We start from the raw sequence: 21649 nt of genomic DNA on the forward strand, positions 1-21649 counted from the left end.
GATAGTTCTGCCATCAGGCAATTGAACTGTTTTCGTAATTACGTTCATCTAAAAATCTAAAATCTTATTGTTTTGACTAACATCTAAAAATAATTCGGACAAAGGTAGTGAATTTCGGGTGAACGAAAGAAGGAAAACGGGATTATTTTATAAAATTAAATGTTTGATTGTAAAAATCAAATTGCGAGGGGAGAAGCCCTCAAAAAAGAGTCGTTTCTCTACTTTCGTCAACTTATCGAAATGAGTCCATATATCCACTCACGATTAGCCGCTTTGTGATTTGCCGTTAATCGGCGTGCAATTAACCGTTAATCATCGCGCGTTTAACCGTTAGTTACACAGCGATTAACCGTTAAATGGAAGCAAATCGATGTCTATTTATAATTAATTGATAATCAATTTGTTTGCAAATCAACAGCTACAATGATTTGATTGTATGATAAACCTTTTCGATGAAAGTCGGATAATCGTTCAGGATGACAGAAAAGCCGAAATCTCCTGACCGCTTTTGGGATAGGGAAATATCGAGATGCAATCTATAAAAAGAGTTAGATTGGCTTGCATTTTCAGTGTTCGTACATAAAAATACCATTATTTCAGAAAATCATTTCGTAAAAATGAAGATTCCGGGAGAGGTCAATGGGCCTCACTTTACGATGGAAGTAACTTTGTTGCGAATCCCTTTCATTCCGATGAGGAAGGCTTTGGCAGAGCCGAACTTCAAAAACATATCGAGCCGAATGGGGATGTGGTTGGTATCATCAGTAACGAAAAAGCGTACGATTTCTTTGTATTGGCCGTCGTTGAGCTCTAAATAAGAGAGTTGCAGACAGCGATACTTGATGCCATTGTCGGCTTTAACGGTGGTTTTTCCACGATATTTGAGTTGTGCAGGAGTACGGCCTTTACCGTCGGCAATAGGAAACGGCACTACGTGTCCGTTCTTCCAGCTTTCGGGATTGAATGAACGGGCACGCAAAAAAATGTTCATCATATCGAAGATGCAATCCGGATAGGTGTGCTCTTGCCATTGATGAGTGCCGTCATTGTGTTGGCGATGCTGTCGAACGTGGCAATTCCCGTTAGGATAGGTATAAAATATCTCGTCGACTGTGTATCGTCTGCCTTCGTGTGCGCCTTTGCGGTAATACAACGGAGCCATATCTAACGAGGAATAACATAGGAGTGTGTCGCGGAGTACGAAAAGATTGTCTACCTGCCTACTGCCGCGCGTGGTAAGACTGGCGCAGTATGCAGGCTTGCCTCCATAGCGACTTTGCACCGTGTACATTGTTGCCGAACCGGCTTTTACCCATACAAACTTCCAGTTATAATAGAGATTGTAAGACAAGAATTCGCCCGACTGAAAGGCATCATTACGGAATGTACATTGTGCCTGTACCGAACCGGAAGCCCACAAAAGTGCGAATAATATGTAAAGTTTTGCTAAGTGCATTGCTGTTATAAGTTTTTTGGGTGATATATTTATATGTTTCTGAATTCTGTTTCAAGTCTGTCGACAGACGCTTGAATGTTGTCGGGAAGCTCACGTTATCTTATTGAGAATGAGACTCTTGCTAATAGCATTTTGATTAGATGCTTTTCGCACTGCAATTAACGGTTAAATGCACGACGTTTAACGGCTTTTCGCACGGTAATTAACGGTTAGTCGCAATGCCCTTTCATTCTTCCGCTTTTTGCCTTTGCATCACTGTTTCAACATTTCGATACCCAACTGTCGGGCACGCTCAGCATTTCGGTGCCGGATTGTCTTCTGTTTGTCGGCCTTTTGCTTGATGAGTTTATCCGGTTTTTGGTGAGCTACACTGCGAGCTGTGGGATTCCACGTCTGCGTTACATCCCATTTGGCTTTACATTCGATGGCTTCGGGATAGTAATATACCGCTTCCGGCTGTCGATCTTGTGCGAAGTTGCCGGTGTCCCAGATGCCGTTATCATTGCCGTCGACGAACATTCGGAGGTAATAACTGCCCGGCTTGATATAGAAAAATTCGACAGTTCCCGTGCCGGTCGCTACCTCCTTGATTACTTTATCATCTCCGTTGAGGAGCTGGGCAATGATGTGCTGCCCTGTAAAATCCGGTATTTTGACGAGCAACGAACTGTAATCGTCGGTGGAATGTACTTTGAAACCTTTTTTGAACAGAGTCGAAGCACGACCGTAAATATCGATGAATGCGGCACTGTCTATCTCTAAACTGTATTCGATGTTGGGTCTCCACTCGCCTATGAGTTCGTATTTGAGCCGCTGAATGAGTGTCGTATCGGTCGTGACCGTACTGTCTTTGTCGCGCGATCGGGGCAAATGTAACAGGAAAGGAGAGCGATACCACAAGGTGTCGTGCTTGGAATAGAGGTGTATCTTACCGGTATCGACTACGGCAGAAGGTGCCGGTAGCGAAATGAAAATGTTTTTATCGGGATCCAATTCAGATGAAGCCTCAATCTTGACAGCCAGCGGTTTCACGGGCATTTGCGTCTCATAGGGTTCTCCTTTCTTCTTGGCTTTTTCCTGTTTTTTTGTCCATTCTTCTATGGCTTTCTGTTGCTGCTTGCGTCGCCATTCATAAGTTTGTTTGGAAAGAATGTCAAGTGTGTCGGTTTGCAGTTGTAAGACACCGTTGCTGTCAGTCTTTTCGTATTGCAATTGCACACGAAGCGTGTCTTGATTGATTAGCGACGAGTCGCGGAGCCAGTAGTTTACGGTGTCTCGCCGGGCATTGCTTTCGGTGATAAAAGCATTGTCTGCGTTGAAATTCAGCCCTCGGATACGGGGTAATTGCGGATTTCCGTAACTGAAAAAGAGCGTGAAATGATTGGCTTCGGTGCGCTCTGTTTTGAGTAGGTAGCGGTCGGTGATCAGTTCATTGAATGCTCGCAGCACGACATCATCGGGCAAGTAGTGCGTGTAATGCACCAAACTGATGGAGTCGATGCGCAGAGAGTCGCGCCAAATGGTGTCTTGCCGTGTGTCAGGTTTGACCGAAGGAATGATGATATCGCGATTGAACGCGATCTTTTCACTCTTTTGTTTGAAGGTATAATCACCATCGGCGTCTTGCAAGGCATAGATTCTGTAACGGCCGGGGGCCACTCCTTTGATGACGAAACGGCCGCGGCTGTCGGTTCGGGCCACGCGAAGCATTGGCTGTTTCGTGAATGCCGAGTCGGCAAGATTACTGTAAAGTCCCACTAAAATGCCTTTAACCGGCTCTAAGTCGGCTGCTTCGACTACGTTACCGGCCACTTCCATCGTGTCGATCTGTGGTCCGGTGGAGAAACTGTAAGTGTAATTTCCCAGCGGATTACCCTCGTTGTTATCGGTAATTGCATCCGAGAAATCTACCGTGTAGGTTGTATTCGCTTTCAGGGAGTCTCTCAATGTCACTTGAATATGCTTGCCCATTCCTTTGATTTCGGCTGCTTCGAGTTGCGGCGGAGATACAATGACGTTCTCGGTAGCATTGTCTATCTTGATGAACTCATTGAAATAGATGTTCACTCGCTTGCTTTTCACGTCTGTTCCCTTGTCTTTCGGGTGCGTGGCAATCACTCTTGGCGGTGTCTCATCATACCATCCGCCGTCGGGATGACCCATTCGGGCGCAGGAAACAACGAGAGTCGAAGCGAGAAAGAGCAGGATTCCCCCTCCGACTCCCCCTTGAAGGGGGAGAGTATAATGGCGATATTTTAGGGATACAGCCGTAAAGTGGCGCCTGATGATCCTGTATATGTAATCTAATGTCATATTGTTCATATAAACAGTCATATCTAAAAATGTCCTCATTCGGCCTTGAGCCCTTCCCCTTCGGGGGTGAATTGGAGGGGGGCCTTATTGAGTTCTATCAGCTCTTCGATGTTCTTTCGACTGTTGCTAAGTCTCGGCACCTTGTGTTGTCCGCCTAACTTGCCTTTTTGTTTGAGCCAATCGTCGAACAGACCGGCGCGTGCCGGCACCACTTCTAACGGTTGCAACGTAATGTCTTTATATCGTTTGGCCTCATAATCGCTGTTAATCTCTTGCAATCGGAGGTCTAACAGTTGGGCAAACGCAGTTAAATCGGCTGGTGTTTGTGCAAACTCGATGAGCCACTGATGCCTGCACTGCGCACGTTCGTCCATAAATACGGGGGCGGCTGTATATTCTTTGACCACGGCTCCGGTCTTTTCGCAAGCGTAAGCAAGTCCCTTTTCGGCGTTGTCCATAATGAGTTCTTCGCCAAAAGCATTGATAAAATACTTCGTTCTTCCCGTTATTACGAACTTATAAGGTGTCTTCGACGTGAACGAAACGGTGTCGCCGATGATGTAACGCCATAGTCCGCACGAGGTGGAAATCACCATAGCATAATTGCGTCCGACCTCAACACCGCTCAGCGGAACCACTTCCGGCGATTCGTTGCCATACTGATCCATTGGGATAAACTCGTAAAATACGCCGTAATCCACCATCAGCAGCATCGCCGGATCAGCCGGATCGCTTTGTATTCCGAAGAATCCCTCGCTGGCGTTATAGGTCTCCACGTAGTGCATCTCAGGCGAAGTGATGAGCTGTTGAAAGCGTTTGCGATATGGACCGAAAGCAATTCCGCCGTGAAAAAATACCTCTAAGTCGGGCCAAACTTCTTCGATGTGCGTCTTACCGCTCAATTCCAGCACGCGCACCAGCACCGAGAGCATCCACGAAGGTACACCCGAGAGGTTAGTAACGTGCTGTTTCAGCGTTTCGCGTGCAATGCGGTCGCGTTTCACCTCGAAGTCACTCAGCAGCGCCGTAGCCTTTTTCGGTACGCGAACAAGGTTTGCCAATGGGTTGATATTCTCAATAAGAATGGCGCTTAAGTCGCCGACGATGCTCCCAAGAATGTCGTAATTAGGCGAGTGCGAGCCTCCGAGAATCAAGCCTTTACCGTCGAACATCCGGCTCTTCGGGTTGTTTTGCAGGTAGAGAGCTACCACATCTTTGCCTCCCCGATAGTGGGTGTCTTGTAGTCCTTCGGTTGTGATGGGAATGAATTTACTCTTGTCGTTGGTTGTCCCTGACGATTTGGCAAACCATTTCACTGTTCCCGGCCAGAGGACATCGCTCTCACCGTGGCGCATTCGATCTATATCACTCTTCAACTCTTCGTAAGTGTTGAGCGGAACGTTCCTTGCGAAATCCTCATAACTACTTGTATGCTTGAGCAAATGGTTGCGACCGTATTCGGTGTGGGTTCCTTCGGCTATGAGATATTCCATCACCTGCTGCTGCAAAGCCTCTGCATTCTCGGCGTAATGCTCGATCTTGCGTTGCCGCGGGGTGAAAAATCGGTCTATGATTTTCGTTAAACTCATTTGCGTTTCTGTCTCGTTTTAAATTACAAAGATACCGCAAACTTCTCTGACAACAATATAATTCACGATTTTTAATAATCAATAGTCTGTTCTGACAGTTCGAAGCAATCAGAGGAAGTTATTATTCGATTCGTGAAAAGCAGCTGATCGCCTCGCAAATAGCTATTTTCTGATCTTGAAATAGCATTTTTTAAGACTTAATAGTTTGTTGATAACGGGTGAATTGGTATTTTTGCAAAATATAAGATACGTGTGTCTGCCTTGCAAGGAAGATACATCAGTCAAACAAACCTAATTCTTTCTATTAAATGAAAACAGACATTGAAATCGCTCACAGCACTTCGTTAGAGTCTATTTCACGAATTGCCGAGAAAGTAAACATCCCCGTTGATTCACTCGAACCATACGGGAAGTACATTGCCAAAGTACCTTACAGACTCATAGATGAGGAAAAGGTGAAGCAATCTAAGCTCATTTTGGTTACCGCCATATCGCCGGTGAAAGCCGGAATAGGCAAGACCACTGTCAGCATCGGCCTCGGATTGGGGCTGAATCACATCGGAAAAAAAGCCGTTGTGGCGTTGCGCGAACCCAGTATGGGCCCGTGTTTTGGAATGAAAGGCGGTGCCGCAGGGGGTGGTTATGCACAAGTGTTGCCGATGGAGAATATCAATCTCCATTTCACAGGCGACTTCCACGCCATCACTTCGGCCAATAATATGATTTCAGCATTGCTGGATAACTACGTTTATCAGCATCAAGACGAGGGCTTCGGATTGAAAGAGGTCTTTTGGAGACGTGTTCTCGACGTGAATGATCGCTCTCTTCGCGATGTCATTACAGGTGTCGGAGGCCGCACGAACGGTATCGTGGCCGAGAATGGATTTGATATCACACCCGCATCAGAGATTATGGCCATCTTCTGTTTGGCCAAAGACGAAGACGACTTGCGGCATCGCATTGAGAATATCCTGCTCGGAACCACCCTCGATGGTAAGCCATTCCGTGTGAAAGATATGGGAGTGGCGGGTGCTATTACCACGATTCTGCGCGACAGTATCAATCCGAATCTCGTCCAAACCACTGAAAACACGGCGGCATTCATCCACGGTGGACCTTTCGCTAACATCGCCCACGGGTGTAATAGTGTGATAGCTACGAAAGCGGCAATGACATTCGGCGATTACGCTATTACCGAGGCAGGCTTCGGTGCGGATTTAGGTGCAGAGAAATTCTTTGATATCAAGTGTCGCAGAGCAGGCTTACAACCCAAGCTATCCGTACTTGTGGCAACGGTACAAGCCCTGAAAATGCATGGTGGAATCGACCTTAAAGAACTCGCTAAGCCCAATGAAGAAGGCTTGATAAAAGGTTTCGGCAATCTGGATAAGCACATTGAGAATCTTCAAAGCTTTGGTCAGACGGTCATAGTCTGTCTCAATCGCTTCGGAACCGATACGCAGGCCGAGCTTGATTTGGTGCGTGTTCATTGCGAAAAGATGGGTATCGGCTTTGCCATCAATACTGCTTTCACCGACGGAGGAGTAGGAGCCGAGAAGTTGGCACAGCTTGTTGTGAAGACGATTGACGAAAATCCGTCGAAACCCTTGCGCTTTATCTACGACGAAAACGATAGTATTCAGGATAAGGTAACCAAGATTGCGACGAAGATTTACGGTGCCGATCGTGTTGTTATCAAGCCGGCGGCAATGCGAAAACTCAAAAATATTGAGGCTGGAGACTATCACAAGTTTCCTGTTTGTATTGCAAAGACACAGTATTCGTTATCCGAAGACCCGAAGTGGTACGGTGTTCCGAAAGGCTTCGAGATAACGATTCGTGACTTTGTAGTGAGTGCCGGCGCCGAAATGATTGTCGCTATAGCCGGCGAAATAATGCGTATGCCAGGGCTTCCGAAGAGTCCTCAGGCCGAGCGTATCGACATTGTGAACGGCGAAATCACAGGTTTGTCGTAACAAAAGGTTTCTTGTGGGTTGAGGATTATAAATAATCCGAATGCTGCAAATCTCTTAATTGTTGCGAATTTTTCACTTACAGACGAGTTCTCAGACCGTTAAGTTTTGGTCTCGTCTGCTGTAATGGAAAGACAAGCGTGCTGATATAATAAAGATCGGCACGCTTGTTGAGATTTATATTCTTTATATCCAGCGAACCGACAGACTTATTATTGATATATAGAGCGGTGTTTTTACGGTCGTCGCCGCCGACATTATTAATAATAAAAGGAATTGTTTCCCGGTGTATATCTACATTCGTGAGCCCTAAGCAAGTCGTTTCCGACAGGTTTCCAAGATATCGATGAGTTCAGAAGCAGCGGTCGTTCGCAGCATTGCAATACGTGTTTGACGAAAATCGGGAATACCTTTAAAAATCGGACTTGCAGCTAAGTGGCGACGTGTGTGGAGTATACCGCGATACTCGTCGATACGACTGATGTTGATGCGGAGTTGTTCTTCGAGGATATCTATTTTCCGATTAATATCCAAAGAGGTGTCAGCAGGGCGGCCGTCGAGCCGATCCCGAATCTCTTTGAATATCCACGGCCGGCCGAAAGTGCCCCTTCCTATCATTATAGCATCTACTCCGTAACGTTCAAAAACCGTCTGTGCCTGCTCGGTCGACGTAATATCGCCATTCCCGATAATGGGAATGCGGATGCGGGGATTGCTTTTCACTGCACCGATCAGCGTCCAGTCAGCTTCGCCTGTGTACATTTGGCTGCGCGTCCGACCGTGAATAGTGAGCGCCTGAATGCCGCAGTCTTGCAGCTTTTCAGCCAAATCGCCGATAATCAGATTGTTTTGATCCCATCCCAAACGTGTTTTCACCGTGACGGGAGTCTTAACCGCCCGAACAACTTCGCGTGTGATATCGAGCATCAGCGGCACATTGCGCAACATTCCGGCACCGGCGCCCTTCCCGGCAACCTTTTTCACAGGACAGCCGAAGTTGAGATCGATAAGGTCGGGATGTGCTTCCTCTACAATTTTGGCGGCTTCTACCATCGACACGACATCTCGCCCGTAGATCTGAATGCCCACAGGCCGCTCCTCATTGCTGATAGTCAGCTTGTTCACTGTTGATTTAATGGAACGCACTAAAGCCTCGGCGCTGACAAATTCGGTATATACCATCGAGGCTCCGAACCGCTTGCAGAGCAGTCGAAAGCCGATATCCGTTACGTCTTCCATCGGTGCCAGGAAGACGGGTTGCGGTCCGAACTCAATGTTTCCAATCTTCATTTCGGGTGCAAAGGTAATGATTTATTTTCAAAGCAAGAATATATCGCCGTTTCAAAATCCGACGGCGACTATTAGGCTCGTATCCTTTTGAGAATCAGGTATATATAAATCCAATTACAACTAACGGTTAAATGCCGTGCAACTAATCGTTAATCACACGCCGTTTAACGGCTTTTCGCGATGTGTTTAACGGCAAATGAAAATCCGTCTCATATTATCTCTTTTTCGAAGGAGAAAAGAGTATAATTTTCATTGATGTTCTCTGCTTCTGTCTTGATATATTTATTACTCTTTTTTCTGAGGTCAATTCTCTCTCTATTTACCGTTTTCAGCCCTCTGATTCCAAGTAATCAGGGTGCTGTACAAGTTTGTTTTTCAAAGGAAAACATTAAATTTGTATTTTGAAAAAGTAAAAAATCCGCGTCAAAGGGGGTTAGGAAATCCGTGCGGAAATCGTCATTTCGATAAAAGCCAAGCAAAAACAGATGCTCAAAAACGATGAAATCGAATACCTCTACGGGCTGTATCACGACAGAGTACGACGATTAGCTGTGTCTATTCTGCACGATACGGAGGAGGCAAAAGATGTTGCCGGCGATATCTTCGCACGCATAACGGATGGGCGGCTACGTCTTCCCGAAACGAAAGAGGAGGCTTATCTGCTGACGACAGTCAGAAACCTGTGTCTCGATAAGATTGCACACCTGCGTGTAAAAGAGCGAATGATGCGTCGACTGACACTCGAAACGGAGCCGACAACAATTTCCGAAGACGATCGCGAGCGCCGAATCGCACAGTTGTGGGCGTATGCCGACACGGCATTTACACCGCAAACGCGTCGGGTTTTTATGCTACGCTTCACGCAATACAAGTCTTATCGCGACATTGCCGAGACGTTGGGAATCAGTGAAACGGCCGTTTACAAGCATCTGGCACAGGCTTTGGTGAAACTAAAAACATTTGCCGACAATGATGAATGAGCAGAAAATGGAACGGCTCTTGCGAATGGCGGAACATCCGGAGCTGTACGATGACAGGGAGTTAGAAGAACTGATGTGCGACGAAGAGTGCAGAGAAGCGTATGAGTTGATGGTTGAACTGGGGGCCTCCCGAGGGCCTTCCAAAGAAAAAGAGATGCAGAGCTCCTCTCAATCTCTCCAAGGGAGAGGAACTCTTGGCAGTAAACGGCTTGACAAAAGCTCGTTTTTACAAGAGTGGGAGGATGTTAGGCCCGAAAGACTTGCAGGTAAACGGGCGATGAAAATAAGGTGGAAGATGGCAGCAATGTTCGTCGGTGTGGTGATGATGGCAGGTTTTGTATTTGCTGCCATACATCTCGCCACCCGTCATCGGCAGTCGGATGTGCGTCAAATGGTAGTTATTCAACAAGTGAAAAAGCGTAATCAGGCCTCCCATAGACAAGATTTTGTCAAGTCCTCTTCCCCGGAAAGGAGGCCGGGAGAGGTCGCTTTGCCCGATCTTTTGTCTGCTATCGCCGCTCACTATCACCTCACCGTGGCGTATAAAAACGAGCGGGTGCGACAGTTGCGACTGTTCTTCAAATGGGATAAAACGCGGAGTATTGAGGAGATTGTGGCCGATTTGAACCATTTTGAACATATTCACCTGACCTTGGAAGGGCAAAAACTGACGGTCGAATAATACTGCTTGAAGAATATGAAGAAACGAATCGCAATAGGAATCATTGTCTTGCTGTGCGGATTCTGCGGTGCTTTGTCGGCCCAGAAGATCAACCGCAGTTATCGGACGACATCGCTTTCCCGGGTGTTGGAAGACCTCGGGCAGGCCTCCGAACAGTATATCATCAGCTTTATCTACAATGATCTGGAAGACTTTACTGTCACAACCGATCTCCGAAACTGCTCGATTCCCGACGCGGTAAGGGCCGTTTGCGCGCTCTACCCGATGAAAATAACTTTCGACGGCAATCAAATCTATGTCGAATGCACGCAAAAGACCGCCCGAAAGGTTACGGGTAAGGTCGTGGACTGTCGTGGCCGCCCTGTCGAGTTTGCCAATATCGTCCTGCTGTCTGCTACGGATTCTCTTTTTATCAACGGTGGGGTGAGTAATGAAAATGGCGATTTCGTTATCCCCTGCGACGTCAGACAGCTGTTGATGAAGATTACTTGCGTGGGCTACTGCACGCTTTGGCGTACCGTTTCGACAGAAAATATCGGCACGGTGAGACTCACTGCCGAGTCGTATGCCGTCAAGGGGGTGGTTGTTAAAGGTGAAAGGCCACAGTATAAAATGGCGAACGGCGGAATAACTGTCGATGTGGAGCACTCGCTTCTGTCACAAATGGGGACGGCCAACGACGTACTCGCGCAGCTGCCTCGCGTAAAAGTGAGTGGCGAGGGGGAGGTGAGCGTCTTCGCCAAAGGAACTCCTCAAATCTATATCAATAATAAATTAATGCGTGATAAGAGCGAGTTACAGCAGCTCAAGTCTGCCGACATCAAGTCCGTAGACCTCATTACGAGTCCCGGTGCACGCTATGGTGCGACAGTGGAGTCGGTTATCCACATCAAAACCAAGCGTAAGCAAGGCGACGGTTTCAGCTTTCGCGCCGATGCAAATGCCAAATATAACAGCAAATGGGGCGGTTATCAGGAAAACTATTTCAAGTTCCGAAGCAAGGGCTTTGAGGTCTTTGCAGATGGATTTTGGAGTAATCGGTATAGTGGCGAAGATAATTACTTTGGACAGGAGTTACGTAACGGCAGCGATGTTACCCGTGTGAAAGAAGATCTTCAAGATGGAATGCGTACGGCAGGATTGGATGGTAAGATCGGCACCAACTATGATATTGATGACAATAATGCTGTCGGTGTGTCTTATTCGATTTATAAGTCGCTGTTTTCTAACCTTGAAGTCGATGGAGCTATCTATAATATATGGCGCAATGATCAGCCTGTCGGGCAGGTCATTGCAGACATGCGAAGAAAAGAGAATAATGGTCCGAACCACGAATTGAATCTATATTATATAGGTAAAGCCGGTAAATGGGGATTCGATTTCAACGGGACCTATTTATGGAAGAAAACTAATGTGAAAATGTCTGAGGACGAACGAGGCACCAATTTGGAAAATCGTGAGGTGCATACGGCGTCGAGCCAGCGCAATCGGATGCTTGCCGGCAAGTTGGTTTTGAGTTACCCTGTGGGAAAAGGACGATTATCGGTGGGCTCGGAGGTGACCCATACCAATGCTTATGGTGATTATCAAAATCAAGAGAACTATGTAACGGCCTCGCAGACGAATATTGAGGAAAGTAATCTGGCAGGTTTTGCTGAGATAGAAATGCCGTGGGGCAACTTCTCTTTTGATGTCGGGCTGCGCCTTGAGCACGTCAAAGCCGACTATTATTCATTCGGAGTTTGGCAGCAAGAGCCCAGTCGTCGTTACACCGACTGGTTCCCCAATCTCTCTGTTTCGTGGCAGAAAGGGCTCTGGGGTGTGCAATTCAGCTATGTCAATAAAACCTTTCGACCGGATTATCAGTCATTACGTAGCGACATTCAATATACTAATCGGTATATATATGAGGGTGGAAATCCTTATCTTAGACCTTCGGTGAAGCACAGTTTAGCATTTGTGGGCACCCGTTCGTGGCTTTCTGCCGAGGTTGGATATAATTACATCAAGAACGATATACTGTGGATGGCAACGCTATACGAGAACAAAGACATTGCATTTTTGCGTAATCGGAACGTCAACCACACGCAAAACGTTTATGTATCTGTGGTTGCTTCATCCCGGTTTGAGTGGTTTCAACCTACCATTGAATTAGATTATCGAAAGCAATTATTCGATGCCAGGGCATACGGAAGCAGTAGGAAGTTGAATAAACCGCAATGGAAAGTCGAGATGAAAAATAAGTTCGTCATTACATCCACTTGTTTTGCGATGCTTAATATGTGGTATTCGACAGGTAGTGCAATTGATTTGAGCCTATCAAAACAGGCCGGTTCGATAGACATTTCATTGATCAAATCATTCTTTCAGAAGTCTTTTACCGTGAATCTTTACGTTACCGATCTGTTGAAAACCAATAAAGAGCGATGGACAATGTATGGAAATAACGTGGATTTATGGAAAGATTGCTACAACTATGAGCGTCGCGTAGGCATCACTTTGACCTATAACTTCAATGCATCACATAGCAAATACAAGGGAACGGGTGCCGGAAACGACGAGAAGAGGCGGCTGTAAGCAGTGCCTCTTTATCCTTTTTGCCCATCCGCTCCTCATTTTCAAAAGAATTGTTTACCTTTGCATTCGTTGCAATGGCGATGAAGATGGAATTGGGCAGCAGTTTGTTGTCTAATTGAAAACATTATAAAGCGATGGAATGAAAACTTAAAGAACATCCTAAGAATGATAAAACAAATACAGATAGGCTCATTTTATCACCGATTGTGTCGCCGTCTCGAGCCAATTTACGGCAAGAGAGAGGCTAAGGACATTGTGTTGCTGGTGCTCGAAATGCATTTTGGAATTACGATGACGGATGTGGTGTGCGGTAAATTGGATGAGATGACAAAGGCGGAGCAGGCCGAGATGGAGCGGATGATGCTGCGATTGGAACGTAATGAGCCTGTACAGTATGTGTTAGGAAAGGCTTATTTCGGCAGCGACATATATGAGGTGACGCCCGATGTACTCATTCCACGACCCGAAACAGAGGCACTCTGTCGGTGGATTGTTGAAGAAACGCGAGATGAAAAGCGGTTGCTCGATTGCTGCACGGGCAGCGGTTGTATTGCCATTACATTGAAGAAACGATGCCCGCAGTTATCTGTCGACGCTTACGACTTGTCGAATGCAGCTTTGGATGTGGCCCGGCGCAATGCTGAACGGTTGCAACAAGATATCCATTTATTTCGGATGGATGCGCTGAATCCCGTTCTTGCTAAGGGGAAATATGATATCATTGTGGCCAATCCGCCCTATATCTGTGAACAAGAGAAGCGAGATATGCGACCCAACGTGCTCTGGTTCGAGCCTCACGAAGCACTGTTCGTTCCCGACAACGACCCTCTTCGTTTCTATATGGCTATTACTCGTTATGCAGTTGACGCTTTGAACACTGGTGGCCGACTCTATTTCGAGATTAATCCACTGTTTGTTGAAGCGTTGGACGTGATGATGCGTCGTTTCGGATTCCGTGAAATAGAAGTCAATAATACTTTCGGCTATGACCGACGAATGATGAAAGCTAAGCTATGAACAAAGATATGACAGAACAACAAGTGCTTGCCCGTCTTACTGCCGAGTGTGCCAGAGCCGAGCATTGCACAGGAGAGATGCTCGAAAAGATGCGTAGATGGGGTGTTGACGATGATGTACAGGATCGTGTGATGGCGTATCTGATCAAGGGAAAATATGTAGATGACGAGCGATTTTGCCGTTTGTTTGTCCGCGATAAGATTCGATTCAATGGTTGGGGAAGGCGCAAAGTGGAGCAGGCTCTTTACCAGAAGCGCGTCGATAAAGCCGTGTCGGGGCCGGTTTTAGATGAAATCGAGGATGTGGAATACATTGAGGCGTTGCGCCCACTTATTCATTCGAAACGTAAGTCGACAAAAGCTACGAACGAATATGAGCTCAATCAGAAGCTGATGAAGTTTGCTTTGAGTCGCGGTTTTGAATGGAACATCATCCGTCAGTGTATCGACGGAGCCGAAAGAGAGGACTATGATTAGCTTTTGGGACCGTTTGCTAAATCTCATTTCGCCCCAACCTTGTGCGATGTGCGGGCGTAGACTCAGCATCAGTGAGGAGCTTATATGCTGTGAATGTAATCTGGACTTGCCGCGAACAAACTATGATACCGACCCGTATAGCAACGAATTGGCCCACTGTTTTTGGGGATTGATACCCGTAGAACGCTGTTACGCATTCACGTTTTATCGTAGCAAGAGTCTCACCAGCCATATTATCTATGGTTTGAAATATGGAGGAAGAAGAGAGTGGGGGGTGATTGCAGGTCGAATGATTGCACGCGAAATTATCGGGAGCGGTTTTTTCGAAGGTATAGATCTGTTGTTGCCGGTGCCTTTGACACGCAAACGACGCAGAAGTCGTGGTTATAACCAAAGTGAAGAACTGGCTCGCGGTATCAGCGAAGTAACCGAAATTCCGGTCGAAACTCGTTCGGTGTGTCGCAAAATATTTGCAGGGAGCCAGACAAGCAGGAATCGTTGGCAACGAGTAGAGAATGTTGCAGATGCTTTTGAGTTGGTAGACGCCGGGCCGGTGCACGCTCGTCACGTTTTGATTGTCGATGATGTGGTAACCACAGGAGCTACAATCAGGGCTTGTGCACAGCAGCTGGTCAAGGCAGGAGTAGCTAAAATCAGTGTGCTTGCATTCGGATTTGCCAAGTCTTAACATATAAAAGTACGTATTCTGTTGCCGAATTGGATAAATAATACTATCTTTGCACAATTGTATCTTTTAAATATCGATAAATAATATGGACACATTGAAGAGTGCTTTTGCATCAAGGCTACTGAAAATCAACGCTATCAAATTGCAGCCTAACAATCCTTTCACGTGGGCTTCGGGATGGAAGTCGCCGTTCTATTGTGATAACCGGAAGACGCTCTCGTATCCGGAGTTGCGCAATTATGTCAAGATTGAGCTCGTGCACACTATCTTGAATCATTTCCCCGAGGTTGAAGCCATTGCAGGAGTAGCTACTGGAGCCATTCCGCAAGGTGCGCTTGTAGCCGATGCTTTGAATCTGCCTTTTGTCTATGTACGTAATAAACCAAAAGACCACGGCCTCGAAAATCTCATCGAGGGAGAGCTGAAAGCGGGAATGAAAGTGGTAGTTGTAGAGGATTTAATATCCACCGGAGGCAGTTCTTTGAAAGCAGTTGAAGCGATTCGGAATAATGCTTGCGAAGTGATCGGTATGGTGGCGTCTTATACTTATGGGTTCCCTGTGGCCAAGAAAGCGTTTAAAGATGCACAGATCAAGTTGGTTACGCTGACTGATTATGAGCACGTTGTAGATGAAGCATTGAAGACTGGTTACATCGATGATAGTGATGTAGAGGTCCTTCACGAGTGGCGCAAAGATCCGGCACATTGGGATGAATAAATGAATAAGTGCATTTGTGTGTGAGTTTTTTAGTTTTAGCTTGTTTCATTCTTGTCTCGGAAGAGGACTCATAAACTAAAAACTCATCACTTTACAAACTCAAAATACGATGACAAGCAAATTTGAGAGTAGTATCAGAGTAATTCCCTACACGCAACAGACAGTATATGACAGCCTGAGTAATTTGGAAAATCTGGGCAAAGTGAAAGATCGTATCCCCGAAGATAAGGCCAAAGATTTGGTTTTCGACAAGGATTCGATATCTATCAACGTTGCACCTGTCGGACAAATCAAGCTCCGTGTAATGGAGCGCGAGGCTCCGACGTGTATTAAATTCGAAACGGAACAGTCGCCGATGCCCTTTAATTTCTGGATTCAATTGCTGCCCGTGACCGATGTTTCGTGTAAAATGAAGTTGACAATCAAAGCAGATCTCAATCCGTTTATCAAAGGAATGGTCAAGAAACCATTGCAAGAGGGTATCGAAAAGATTGCTGATGTCCTGCAAAATATTAAATATGGGTAAGTGGCGAAAGCATAAACGAATGTACCGTATATTCGGACTCACAATTGTTTCTACTGCTTTGATGTTGATATCCTGCGGCGAAGTACAGAACGAATACACCGCAGATGTGAGCTATTTTGTGTTCGATAATTCCGTACATCAGGATCAGACGTTGGCCGGTGCGATGAATCCGAATGCACCGGGAGTCTTTTGCTTTATTTCGCAATCTATGAAATCAGGAGTTGTCCGATTGTTATTCCAAAATAATCAGAGGCTTGAAAGTAGCGTTATAGCCAATGCCAAGGATTTGAAACGCCCTCTCCGATTGGGGTATAATAATGGAATTATCGTCGGATACGGTAATTTAGACTATCCTGCTATATTCTATGCATATGATAAAGAATGTCCCAATTGTTTCGATCCTGATGCCGTTCCTGTGCAGAGTAAACCACTCACGATGATGAGTAATGGTATTGCACGATGCAATGTATGCCGACGCGAATATAATTTGAATGCCGACGGTTCCATCACTAAGGGCGATGCGGGTAAAAAAATGATACGTTATCGAGCACAGACGACGGGTGCTTTGGGACAGATTGTGGTCAACTAATATATTAAAATGTCCTAAATACTTTTGCCATTTAGATAATTCGCCTTACCTTTGCATTACAGAATGTTTGCGGAAATAGCTCAGTTGGTAGAGCACGACCTTGCCAAGGTCGGGGTCGCGGGTTCGAGTCCCGTTTTCCGCTCGATATAAATTAATTCCCGATGCCGCAATGGTGGAATTGGTAGACACGAGGGACTTAAAATCCCTTGGCCAGTAATGGCTGTGCGGGTTCGAGTCCCGCTCGCGGCACTTTATAAACTATCTAAACTCTATGCAAAAGAAATCACTATTTTTTTTATCGGCAATCTCGATCTGGGCATTGACTTCTTGCTCGAAATTAGGCGCTTTGTCTGCTGACAACTTCACCGTAACTCCCAATCCGCTTGAGGCTCAAGGCGGTCAGGTTTCTGCCACAATTAACGGCAGTTTCCCTGAGAAATATATGAAAAAGAAAGCTACTGTGACTGTCGTTCCTGAACTTCGTTATGGTAAGGGACAGTCAAAGAAAGGTACAACAGCTACATTCCAAGGCGAGAGTGTCTATGGAAATAATCAGACAATATCGTATAGAATGGGCGGACATTACACGATGAAAACCGTATTTCCTTTCATTTCGGATATGCAAAGAAGCGATATGTACCTTACTTTCAATGCATATATCGGTAAGAAAAAGGTCAACATTCCCGCCATTAAGGTGGCAACTGGCGTGATTACAACCGCAGAACTCTACCGAAGAACATTGATGAATGCCGGCGCTTGTTTAGCACTTGACTCTTTTCAGCGTGTGAAAGCACGCCGACAAGAAGCCAATGTGCGGTTCCTCATTAATCAGGCAAATCTGCGTAAAAGCGAGTTGAAAAACAACTCGGTACAGGAATTTGTACGGATGTTGAAGAAAATCAATGCAGATCGTGAAAGATTGAATCTCAAAAATGTAGAAGTACAAGCCTATGCATCGCCTGACGGTGGTTTCAAACTCAATGATAAGTTGGCCAATAAGCGTCAGGACGTGTCCGAAGGCTATGTAAAACAACAGCTGAAGCAGACAAAAGTCAGCACGCCTATCGATGCTCATTATACCGCTCAGGATTGGGACGGCTTCCAAAAGTTAGTTCAGGCTTCGAATATTCAAGATAAAGACGTTATTCTTCGCGTGCTTTCAATGTATAAAGATCCGCAGGAGCGTGAGCAGCAAATACGTAATATGAGTGAGGGATTCCGTGAGTTGGCCGATGGTATACTGCCAGAGTTGCGCCGTTCACGCCTTATCATCAATTATGAAATTGTAGGTCGCAGTGACGAACAGATCAAAGCACAGTACGCGTCAGAACCGGCCAAGCTGAGTGTAGAGGAAATGCTCTATGCAGCAAGCCTCGAAGACAGTCCCGCCAAGAAGCAGGAAATTTATAAAAAAACTGCTGCTTACTATGATAAAGACTATCGTGCTTATAACAACTTAGCTGTTATCGCTTTCAATGAAGGTGATGAAGCTACGGCTAAACGATACATTGAGCAGGCTTTGAGAATGAATCCGCAGGCCGCAGAACCTAATGCTAATCTTGCGCTTCTTGCTTTGAAGCATGGCGAAGTGCAGCAAGCGGAGAATTATCTTGCTAATGCCGTAGAGGCCAACGGCTTCGGAGAGGTTCTCGGTAATCTGAATATCGCCAAAGGAAACTTTGCTCAGGCGCAGGAGAATTTCGGCACTTCCAACAGCAACAGTGCTGCTTTGGCGCAGCTTCTCAACAAGGATTATGCCACGGCCAAGGCCACTTTGGGCAACGTCAAGCATCCCGACGCAATGACAAGTTATCTGCACGCCATCGTCAGTGCGCGTCAAGGTAATAACTATGCAGCTCAGTCATATCTCAAAGAGGCGCTCCAAAAAGACCCGTCACTGACCGATTACGCGGCAAACGATCTCGAATTTTCTGCCGTAAAGAATAATGAGTAGACTCATCTCATTTTTATTGCTCACCTTGGTAGTGGTTTCCTGCGGGATCGACAGCGATCATTTCAAGATCGAAGGTCGTCTGCTGAATCTCAATCAAGGTGAGTTTTATGTTTATAGTACCAATGGTGGTCTTGACGGAATAGATACCATTAAGGTAACCGGAGGTCGGTTCGCTTATGAGATACCGTGCGAAAAGGCCGCAACCTTGATTCTTGTTTTCCCGAATTTCTCCGAACAACCGGTCTTTGCACGACCGGGTAAGTCGGTGGAAATTAAAGCTGACGCTTCGCATTTAAAGGAATTAACCGTTGAAGGCACCAAAGATAATGAGCTGATGAACAGGTTTCGTCAACAGATTGTCAGTGCATCTCCTCCCGAAATCGTCAAACGGGCAGCCCAATTTATTGAAGATCATCCCGCATCCGTTGTCAGCGTTTACCTTGTTCGCAAATATTTCATCACCTCGCCGACACCCGATTATAAGCAAGCTTTAACCTTGATCGAACTGATGATGAAGCAACAGACAGACAACGGAGAACTTAATCGTATGTACTTGAATGTGAAACCGTTAGCTCAGATGTCATCAAATGGCTTGCGATTAACGGCTTTTGGCTATGCAATTAACGGTCAATTGATCGATAAAAAGCCGTTAATCGCAGCGCAAGTAACCGTTATCAGCGTGTGGGCCTCGTGGAACTACGAAAGTTTGGACATTCAGCGGGTTTTGAAAAGATTGCAAAACCGATCGCGTGGGCGGCTCAAAATTGTGAGTATCTGTGTGGATGCGAGTCGGAAAGATTGCCGAGATATCCTGCATCAAGACTCTATTTCGTGGCCTACAATCTGTGACGGACAGATGTTGCAGACTCCAGTCTTGAAACAATTAGGCCTTTCTTCCGTTCCCGACAACATTGTTTTCCAACGCGGACGCATCGTTGCACGCAGCTTGGATGCCAAAAAACTTGAAGAGAGAGTCGGTAAGATGATAAATGAGAATTGAGAATTGGCAATTGAATTTACCGATGAAAGGATGAACGAAGAGTCGTGTTCAATTCTCAACTCTCAACTAAGTACGGGCAGGCGGGCTATTGTTTCCTTAATTTAGCGAAGTTTTATCAATTGTTAATAACCAATTCCCAATTATCTAAATGCTTGTAAAAACGTTTTGTGCAGCCGTCAATGGGCTTGAAGTAACTACTGTTACCATTGAAGTTAGTCTCGTAAAAGGGGTGCTTTATCACTTTACTGGATTAGGAGACGAGGCTGTTCGCGAAGGTCGCGATCGTATTGCAGCTGCTATGCAGAACAATGGCTACCGCTTTCCGGTAGCAGATATCACTGTGAATATGGCTCCGGCAGATCTCCGGAAAGAAGGAAGTAGCTTTGATTTGCCGCTTGCTGTAGCCATCCTTGCGGCCAATGCGAGTTTTGAATCTGCACATCTCGGTGAGTATATGATGGTGGGTGAGTTGGGACTCGACGGTAAGTTGCAACCCGTCAAAGGTGCTTTGCCTATTGCTATACGGGCTCGCGCCGAACATTTCAAGGGCTTGATCGTGCCCAAAGAGAATGTGCGCGAGGCGGCAGTGGTCAACAATCTTGATGTATATGGTATGGAGTCGATGACCGATGTTATTGATTTTCTGACCGATCGGCGGTCGTTCAATCCCGTAAAAATCGATACCCGCAAAGAGTTTTACGAACATCAGTATGCGTTCGACCTCGATTTCGCCGATGTCCGAGGCCAAGACAATGTGAAACGAGCCCTTGAAGTGGCTGCTGCGGGCGGTCATAACCTGATTATGATTGGTCCTCCGGGTTCCGGAAAGTCGATGATGGCTAAGCGACTTCCTTCTATTCTTCCGCCGCTTACACTTGCCGAGAGTCTCGAAACGACCCAGATTCACAGCGTTGCAGGTAAATTGGGTAAGGGAATGTCCCTTATTTCTCAACGTCCTTTTCGTTCTCCGCACCACACAATATCCGAAGTGGCCCTTGTGGGAGGCGGTGCTACACCGCAGCCCGGCGAGATTTCGTTGGCTCATAACGGCGTACTCTTTGCTGATGAACTACCCGAATTCAACAAGAGTACGCTCGAAGTATTGCGCCAACCGCTTGAAGATCGGAAGATAACGATATCCCGTGCCAAATACACAGCGGAATATCCGTGCTCCTTTATGTTTGTAGCGAGTATGAATCCGTGCCCTTGCGGCTATTACGGCGACCCCACTCACCATTGTGTTTGCACGCCGGGACAGATCCAACGGTATATGAACAAGATCAGCGGTCCATTGCTCGACCGCATTGATATACAAGTAGAGATCACGCCGGTGCCTTTTAATGACATCTCACAGGCAGCTCCGGGAGAATCCGGTGCGGCCATTCGCGAACGTGTAATCAAGGCTCGCGAGGTACAGGCTGTACGTTTTAAGCCATTCAATGGCATCCACTGCAATGCCCAAATGACTGAAAGGATGATTCATCAGTTTGCCGAACCCGATGCCGATGGTGTTCAATTGCTGCGTACGGCAATGGAAAAGCTCAGCCTTTCTGCCCGTGCTTACAACCGCATTTTAAAGGTAGCGCGTACTATTGCGGACCTTGCTGGTAGCGAAAAAGTTACTCCCGAGCATTTCGCCGAGGCTATCAGCTATCGCAATCTCGACCGAGGCGACTGGGCGGAAAGGCAAGGATAAACGGAGAAAGATTGCTCGCGGATGTATGAAAAACGGCATATAAGGGTAGATAATTTGATAAATTACACTATATTTGCATATTGCAAATCGTATCTGAGGGCTATTTTCATCTTGTGAAATGTAGT

At 46.3% G+C, this 21649-nt stretch carries 17 protein-coding genes and 2 tRNA genes; 15 read left to right on the plus strand and 4 right to left on the minus strand.

Annotated features, from left to right (window positions below):
- Nucleotides 1-646 precede the first annotated feature (646 nt).
- From RWY97_RS07030 to RWY97_RS07040, 3 genes are all read right to left on the minus strand, one after another.
- Nucleotides 647-1456: a DUF3108 domain-containing protein gene (locus RWY97_RS07030; protein ID WP_315566322.1), complete on the minus strand. Its 810-nt coding sequence runs from the start codon at nt 1454-1456 to the stop codon at nt 647-649.
- A gap of 252 nt (nt 1457-1708) precedes the next feature.
- Nucleotides 1709-3619 (minus strand): Ig-like domain-containing protein, encoded by a 1911-nt coding sequence (locus RWY97_RS07035; protein WP_315566391.1) that lies wholly within the window; start codon nt 3617-3619, stop codon nt 1709-1711.
- A 185-nt stretch (nt 3620-3804) separates the two neighbouring features.
- Nucleotides 3805-5358, minus strand: a complete 1554-nt coding sequence (locus RWY97_RS07040; RefSeq protein ID WP_315566324.1) for a GH3 auxin-responsive promoter family protein — start codon at nt 5356-5358, stop codon at nt 3805-3807.
- 308 nt (nt 5359-5666) lie between these two features.
- Between RWY97_RS07040 and RWY97_RS07045 the strand changes: the two genes are divergently transcribed.
- Nucleotides 5667-7334: a formate--tetrahydrofolate ligase gene (locus RWY97_RS07045; RefSeq protein WP_021584128.1), complete on the plus strand. Its 1668-nt coding sequence runs from the start codon at nt 5667-5669 to the stop codon at nt 7332-7334.
- A 306-nt stretch (nt 7335-7640) separates the two neighbouring features.
- Here the strand turns inward: RWY97_RS07045 and dusB are convergent, their stop codons facing one another.
- Nucleotides 7641-8621 (minus strand): tRNA dihydrouridine synthase DusB, encoded by a 981-nt coding sequence (gene dusB / locus RWY97_RS07050; RefSeq protein WP_021584195.1) that lies wholly within the window; start codon nt 8619-8621, stop codon nt 7641-7643.
- Nucleotides 8622-9106: 485 nt separating this feature from the next.
- Between dusB and RWY97_RS07055 the strand changes: the two genes are divergently transcribed.
- From RWY97_RS07055 to RWY97_RS07120, 14 genes are all read left to right on the plus strand, one after another.
- A complete protein-coding gene (locus tag RWY97_RS07055; protein WP_315566327.1) occupies nt 9107-9601 on the plus strand; it encodes a sigma-70 family RNA polymerase sigma factor in 495 nt (164 codons plus the stop codon).
- On the plus strand, nt 9591-10283 hold the full coding sequence (locus tag RWY97_RS07060; RefSeq protein WP_315566328.1) for a DUF4974 domain-containing protein: 693 nt from the start codon (nt 9591-9593) through the stop codon (nt 10281-10283). The genes RWY97_RS07055 and RWY97_RS07060 overlap by 11 nt, the downstream gene beginning before the upstream one ends.
- 15 nt (nt 10284-10298) lie before the next feature.
- On the plus strand, nt 10299-12860 hold the full coding sequence (locus tag RWY97_RS07065) for a TonB-dependent receptor domain-containing protein (RefSeq protein ID WP_315566329.1): 2562 nt from the start codon (nt 10299-10301) through the stop codon (nt 12858-12860).
- Between the two features lie 165 nt (nt 12861-13025).
- Nucleotides 13026-13877 carry a peptide chain release factor N(5)-glutamine methyltransferase gene (gene prmC / locus RWY97_RS07070; protein ID WP_315566330.1) on the plus strand — a complete coding sequence of 284 codons (852 nt, stop codon included), beginning with the start codon at nt 13026-13028 and terminating at the stop codon, nt 13875-13877.
- Nucleotides 13878-13885: 8 nt separating this feature from the next.
- On the plus strand, nt 13886-14353 hold the full coding sequence (locus RWY97_RS07075; RefSeq protein WP_024991462.1) for a regulatory protein RecX: 468 nt from the start codon (nt 13886-13888) through the stop codon (nt 14351-14353).
- A complete protein-coding gene (locus RWY97_RS07080) occupies nt 14346-15041 on the plus strand; it encodes a ComF family protein (RefSeq protein ID WP_315566331.1) in 696 nt (231 codons plus the stop codon). The genes RWY97_RS07075 and RWY97_RS07080 overlap by 8 nt, the downstream gene beginning before the upstream one ends.
- An 85-nt stretch (nt 15042-15126) precedes the next feature.
- Nucleotides 15127-15759, plus strand: coding sequence for an orotate phosphoribosyltransferase (gene pyrE, locus RWY97_RS07085; RefSeq protein WP_273175864.1), 633 nt, complete (start codon nt 15127-15129; stop codon nt 15757-15759).
- Nucleotides 15760-15868: 109 nt separating this feature from the next.
- Entirely contained in the window at nt 15869-16285 is a 417-nt protein-coding gene (locus RWY97_RS07090) for a hypothetical protein (protein ID WP_021584123.1), read from the plus strand.
- Nucleotides 16278-16874 carry a hypothetical protein gene (locus RWY97_RS07095; RefSeq protein ID WP_315566334.1) on the plus strand — a complete coding sequence of 199 codons (597 nt, stop codon included), beginning with the start codon at nt 16278-16280 and terminating at the stop codon, nt 16872-16874. Before RWY97_RS07090 ends, RWY97_RS07095 begins: the two co-directional genes overlap by 8 nt.
- A 69-nt stretch (nt 16875-16943) precedes the next feature.
- Nucleotides 16944-17016: transfer RNA gene (locus RWY97_RS07100), tRNA-Gly, on the plus strand.
- A gap of 21 nt (nt 17017-17037) precedes the next feature.
- Nucleotides 17038-17123 (plus strand) — tRNA-Leu (locus tag RWY97_RS07105).
- A gap of 22 nt (nt 17124-17145) precedes the next feature.
- Complete coding sequence (locus RWY97_RS07110) at nt 17146-18828, plus strand: tetratricopeptide repeat protein (protein WP_315566336.1); 1683 nt, start codon at nt 17146-17148, stop codon at nt 18826-18828.
- Nucleotides 18821-19828 carry a DUF4369 domain-containing protein gene (locus RWY97_RS07115; RefSeq protein WP_315566337.1) on the plus strand — a complete coding sequence of 336 codons (1008 nt, stop codon included), beginning with the start codon at nt 18821-18823 and terminating at the stop codon, nt 19826-19828. Before RWY97_RS07110 ends, RWY97_RS07115 begins: the two co-directional genes overlap by 8 nt.
- A 148-nt stretch (nt 19829-19976) precedes the next feature.
- A complete protein-coding gene (locus RWY97_RS07120; protein ID WP_024991468.1) occupies nt 19977-21524 on the plus strand; it encodes a YifB family Mg chelatase-like AAA ATPase in 1548 nt (515 codons plus the stop codon).
- Nucleotides 21525-21649 lie beyond the last annotated feature (125 nt).

It is taken from the genome of Hoylesella pleuritidis, assembly GCF_963541955.1.
GTDB classification, from domain to species: domain Bacteria; phylum Bacteroidota; class Bacteroidia; order Bacteroidales; family Bacteroidaceae; genus Prevotella; species Prevotella pleuritidis.

What these genes read in the sequence shown, in the direction of transcription:
- RWY97_RS07045 (WP_021584128.1), top strand. Translation starts at nt 5,667, where the DNA reads ATGAAAACAGACATTGAAATCGCTCACAGCACTTCGTTAGAGTCTATT.
- RWY97_RS07080 (WP_315566331.1), top strand. Translation starts at nt 14,346, where the DNA reads ATGATTAGCTTTTGGGACCGTTTGCTAAATCTCATTTCGCCCCAACCT.
- RWY97_RS07120 (WP_024991468.1), top strand. Translation starts at nt 19,977, where the DNA reads ATGCTTGTAAAAACGTTTTGTGCAGCCGTCAATGGGCTTGAAGTAACT.
- RWY97_RS07055 (WP_315566327.1), top strand. Translation starts at nt 9,107, where the DNA reads ATGCTCAAAAACGATGAAATCGAATACCTCTACGGGCTGTATCACGAC.
- RWY97_RS07065 (WP_315566329.1), top strand. Translation starts at nt 10,299, where the DNA reads ATGAAGAAACGAATCGCAATAGGAATCATTGTCTTGCTGTGCGGATTC.
- prmC (WP_315566330.1), top strand. Translation starts at nt 13,026, where the DNA reads ATGATAAAACAAATACAGATAGGCTCATTTTATCACCGATTGTGTCGC.
- RWY97_RS07115 (WP_315566337.1), top strand. Translation starts at nt 18,821, where the DNA reads ATGAGTAGACTCATCTCATTTTTATTGCTCACCTTGGTAGTGGTTTCC.
- RWY97_RS07110 (WP_315566336.1), top strand. Translation starts at nt 17,146, where the DNA reads ATGCAAAAGAAATCACTATTTTTTTTATCGGCAATCTCGATCTGGGCA.
- dusB (WP_021584195.1), bottom strand. Translation starts at nt 8,621, where the DNA reads ATGAAGATTGGAAACATTGAGTTCGGACCGCAACCCGTCTTCCTGGCA.
- RWY97_RS07035 (WP_315566391.1), bottom strand. Translation starts at nt 3,619, where the DNA reads ATGGGTCATCCCGACGGCGGATGGTATGATGAGACACCGCCAAGAGTG.
- RWY97_RS07040 (WP_315566324.1), bottom strand. Translation starts at nt 5,358, where the DNA reads ATGAGTTTAACGAAAATCATAGACCGATTTTTCACCCCGCGGCAACGC.
- RWY97_RS07060 (WP_315566328.1), top strand. Translation starts at nt 9,591, where the DNA reads ATGATGAATGAGCAGAAAATGGAACGGCTCTTGCGAATGGCGGAACAT.
- RWY97_RS07075 (WP_024991462.1), top strand. Translation starts at nt 13,886, where the DNA reads ATGACAGAACAACAAGTGCTTGCCCGTCTTACTGCCGAGTGTGCCAGA.
- RWY97_RS07030 (WP_315566322.1), bottom strand. Translation starts at nt 1,456, where the DNA reads ATGCACTTAGCAAAACTTTACATATTATTCGCACTTTTGTGGGCTTCC.
- pyrE (WP_273175864.1), top strand. Translation starts at nt 15,127, where the DNA reads ATGGACACATTGAAGAGTGCTTTTGCATCAAGGCTACTGAAAATCAAC.
- RWY97_RS07095 (WP_315566334.1), top strand. Translation starts at nt 16,278, where the DNA reads ATGGGTAAGTGGCGAAAGCATAAACGAATGTACCGTATATTCGGACTC.
- RWY97_RS07090 (WP_021584123.1), top strand. Translation starts at nt 15,869, where the DNA reads ATGACAAGCAAATTTGAGAGTAGTATCAGAGTAATTCCCTACACGCAA.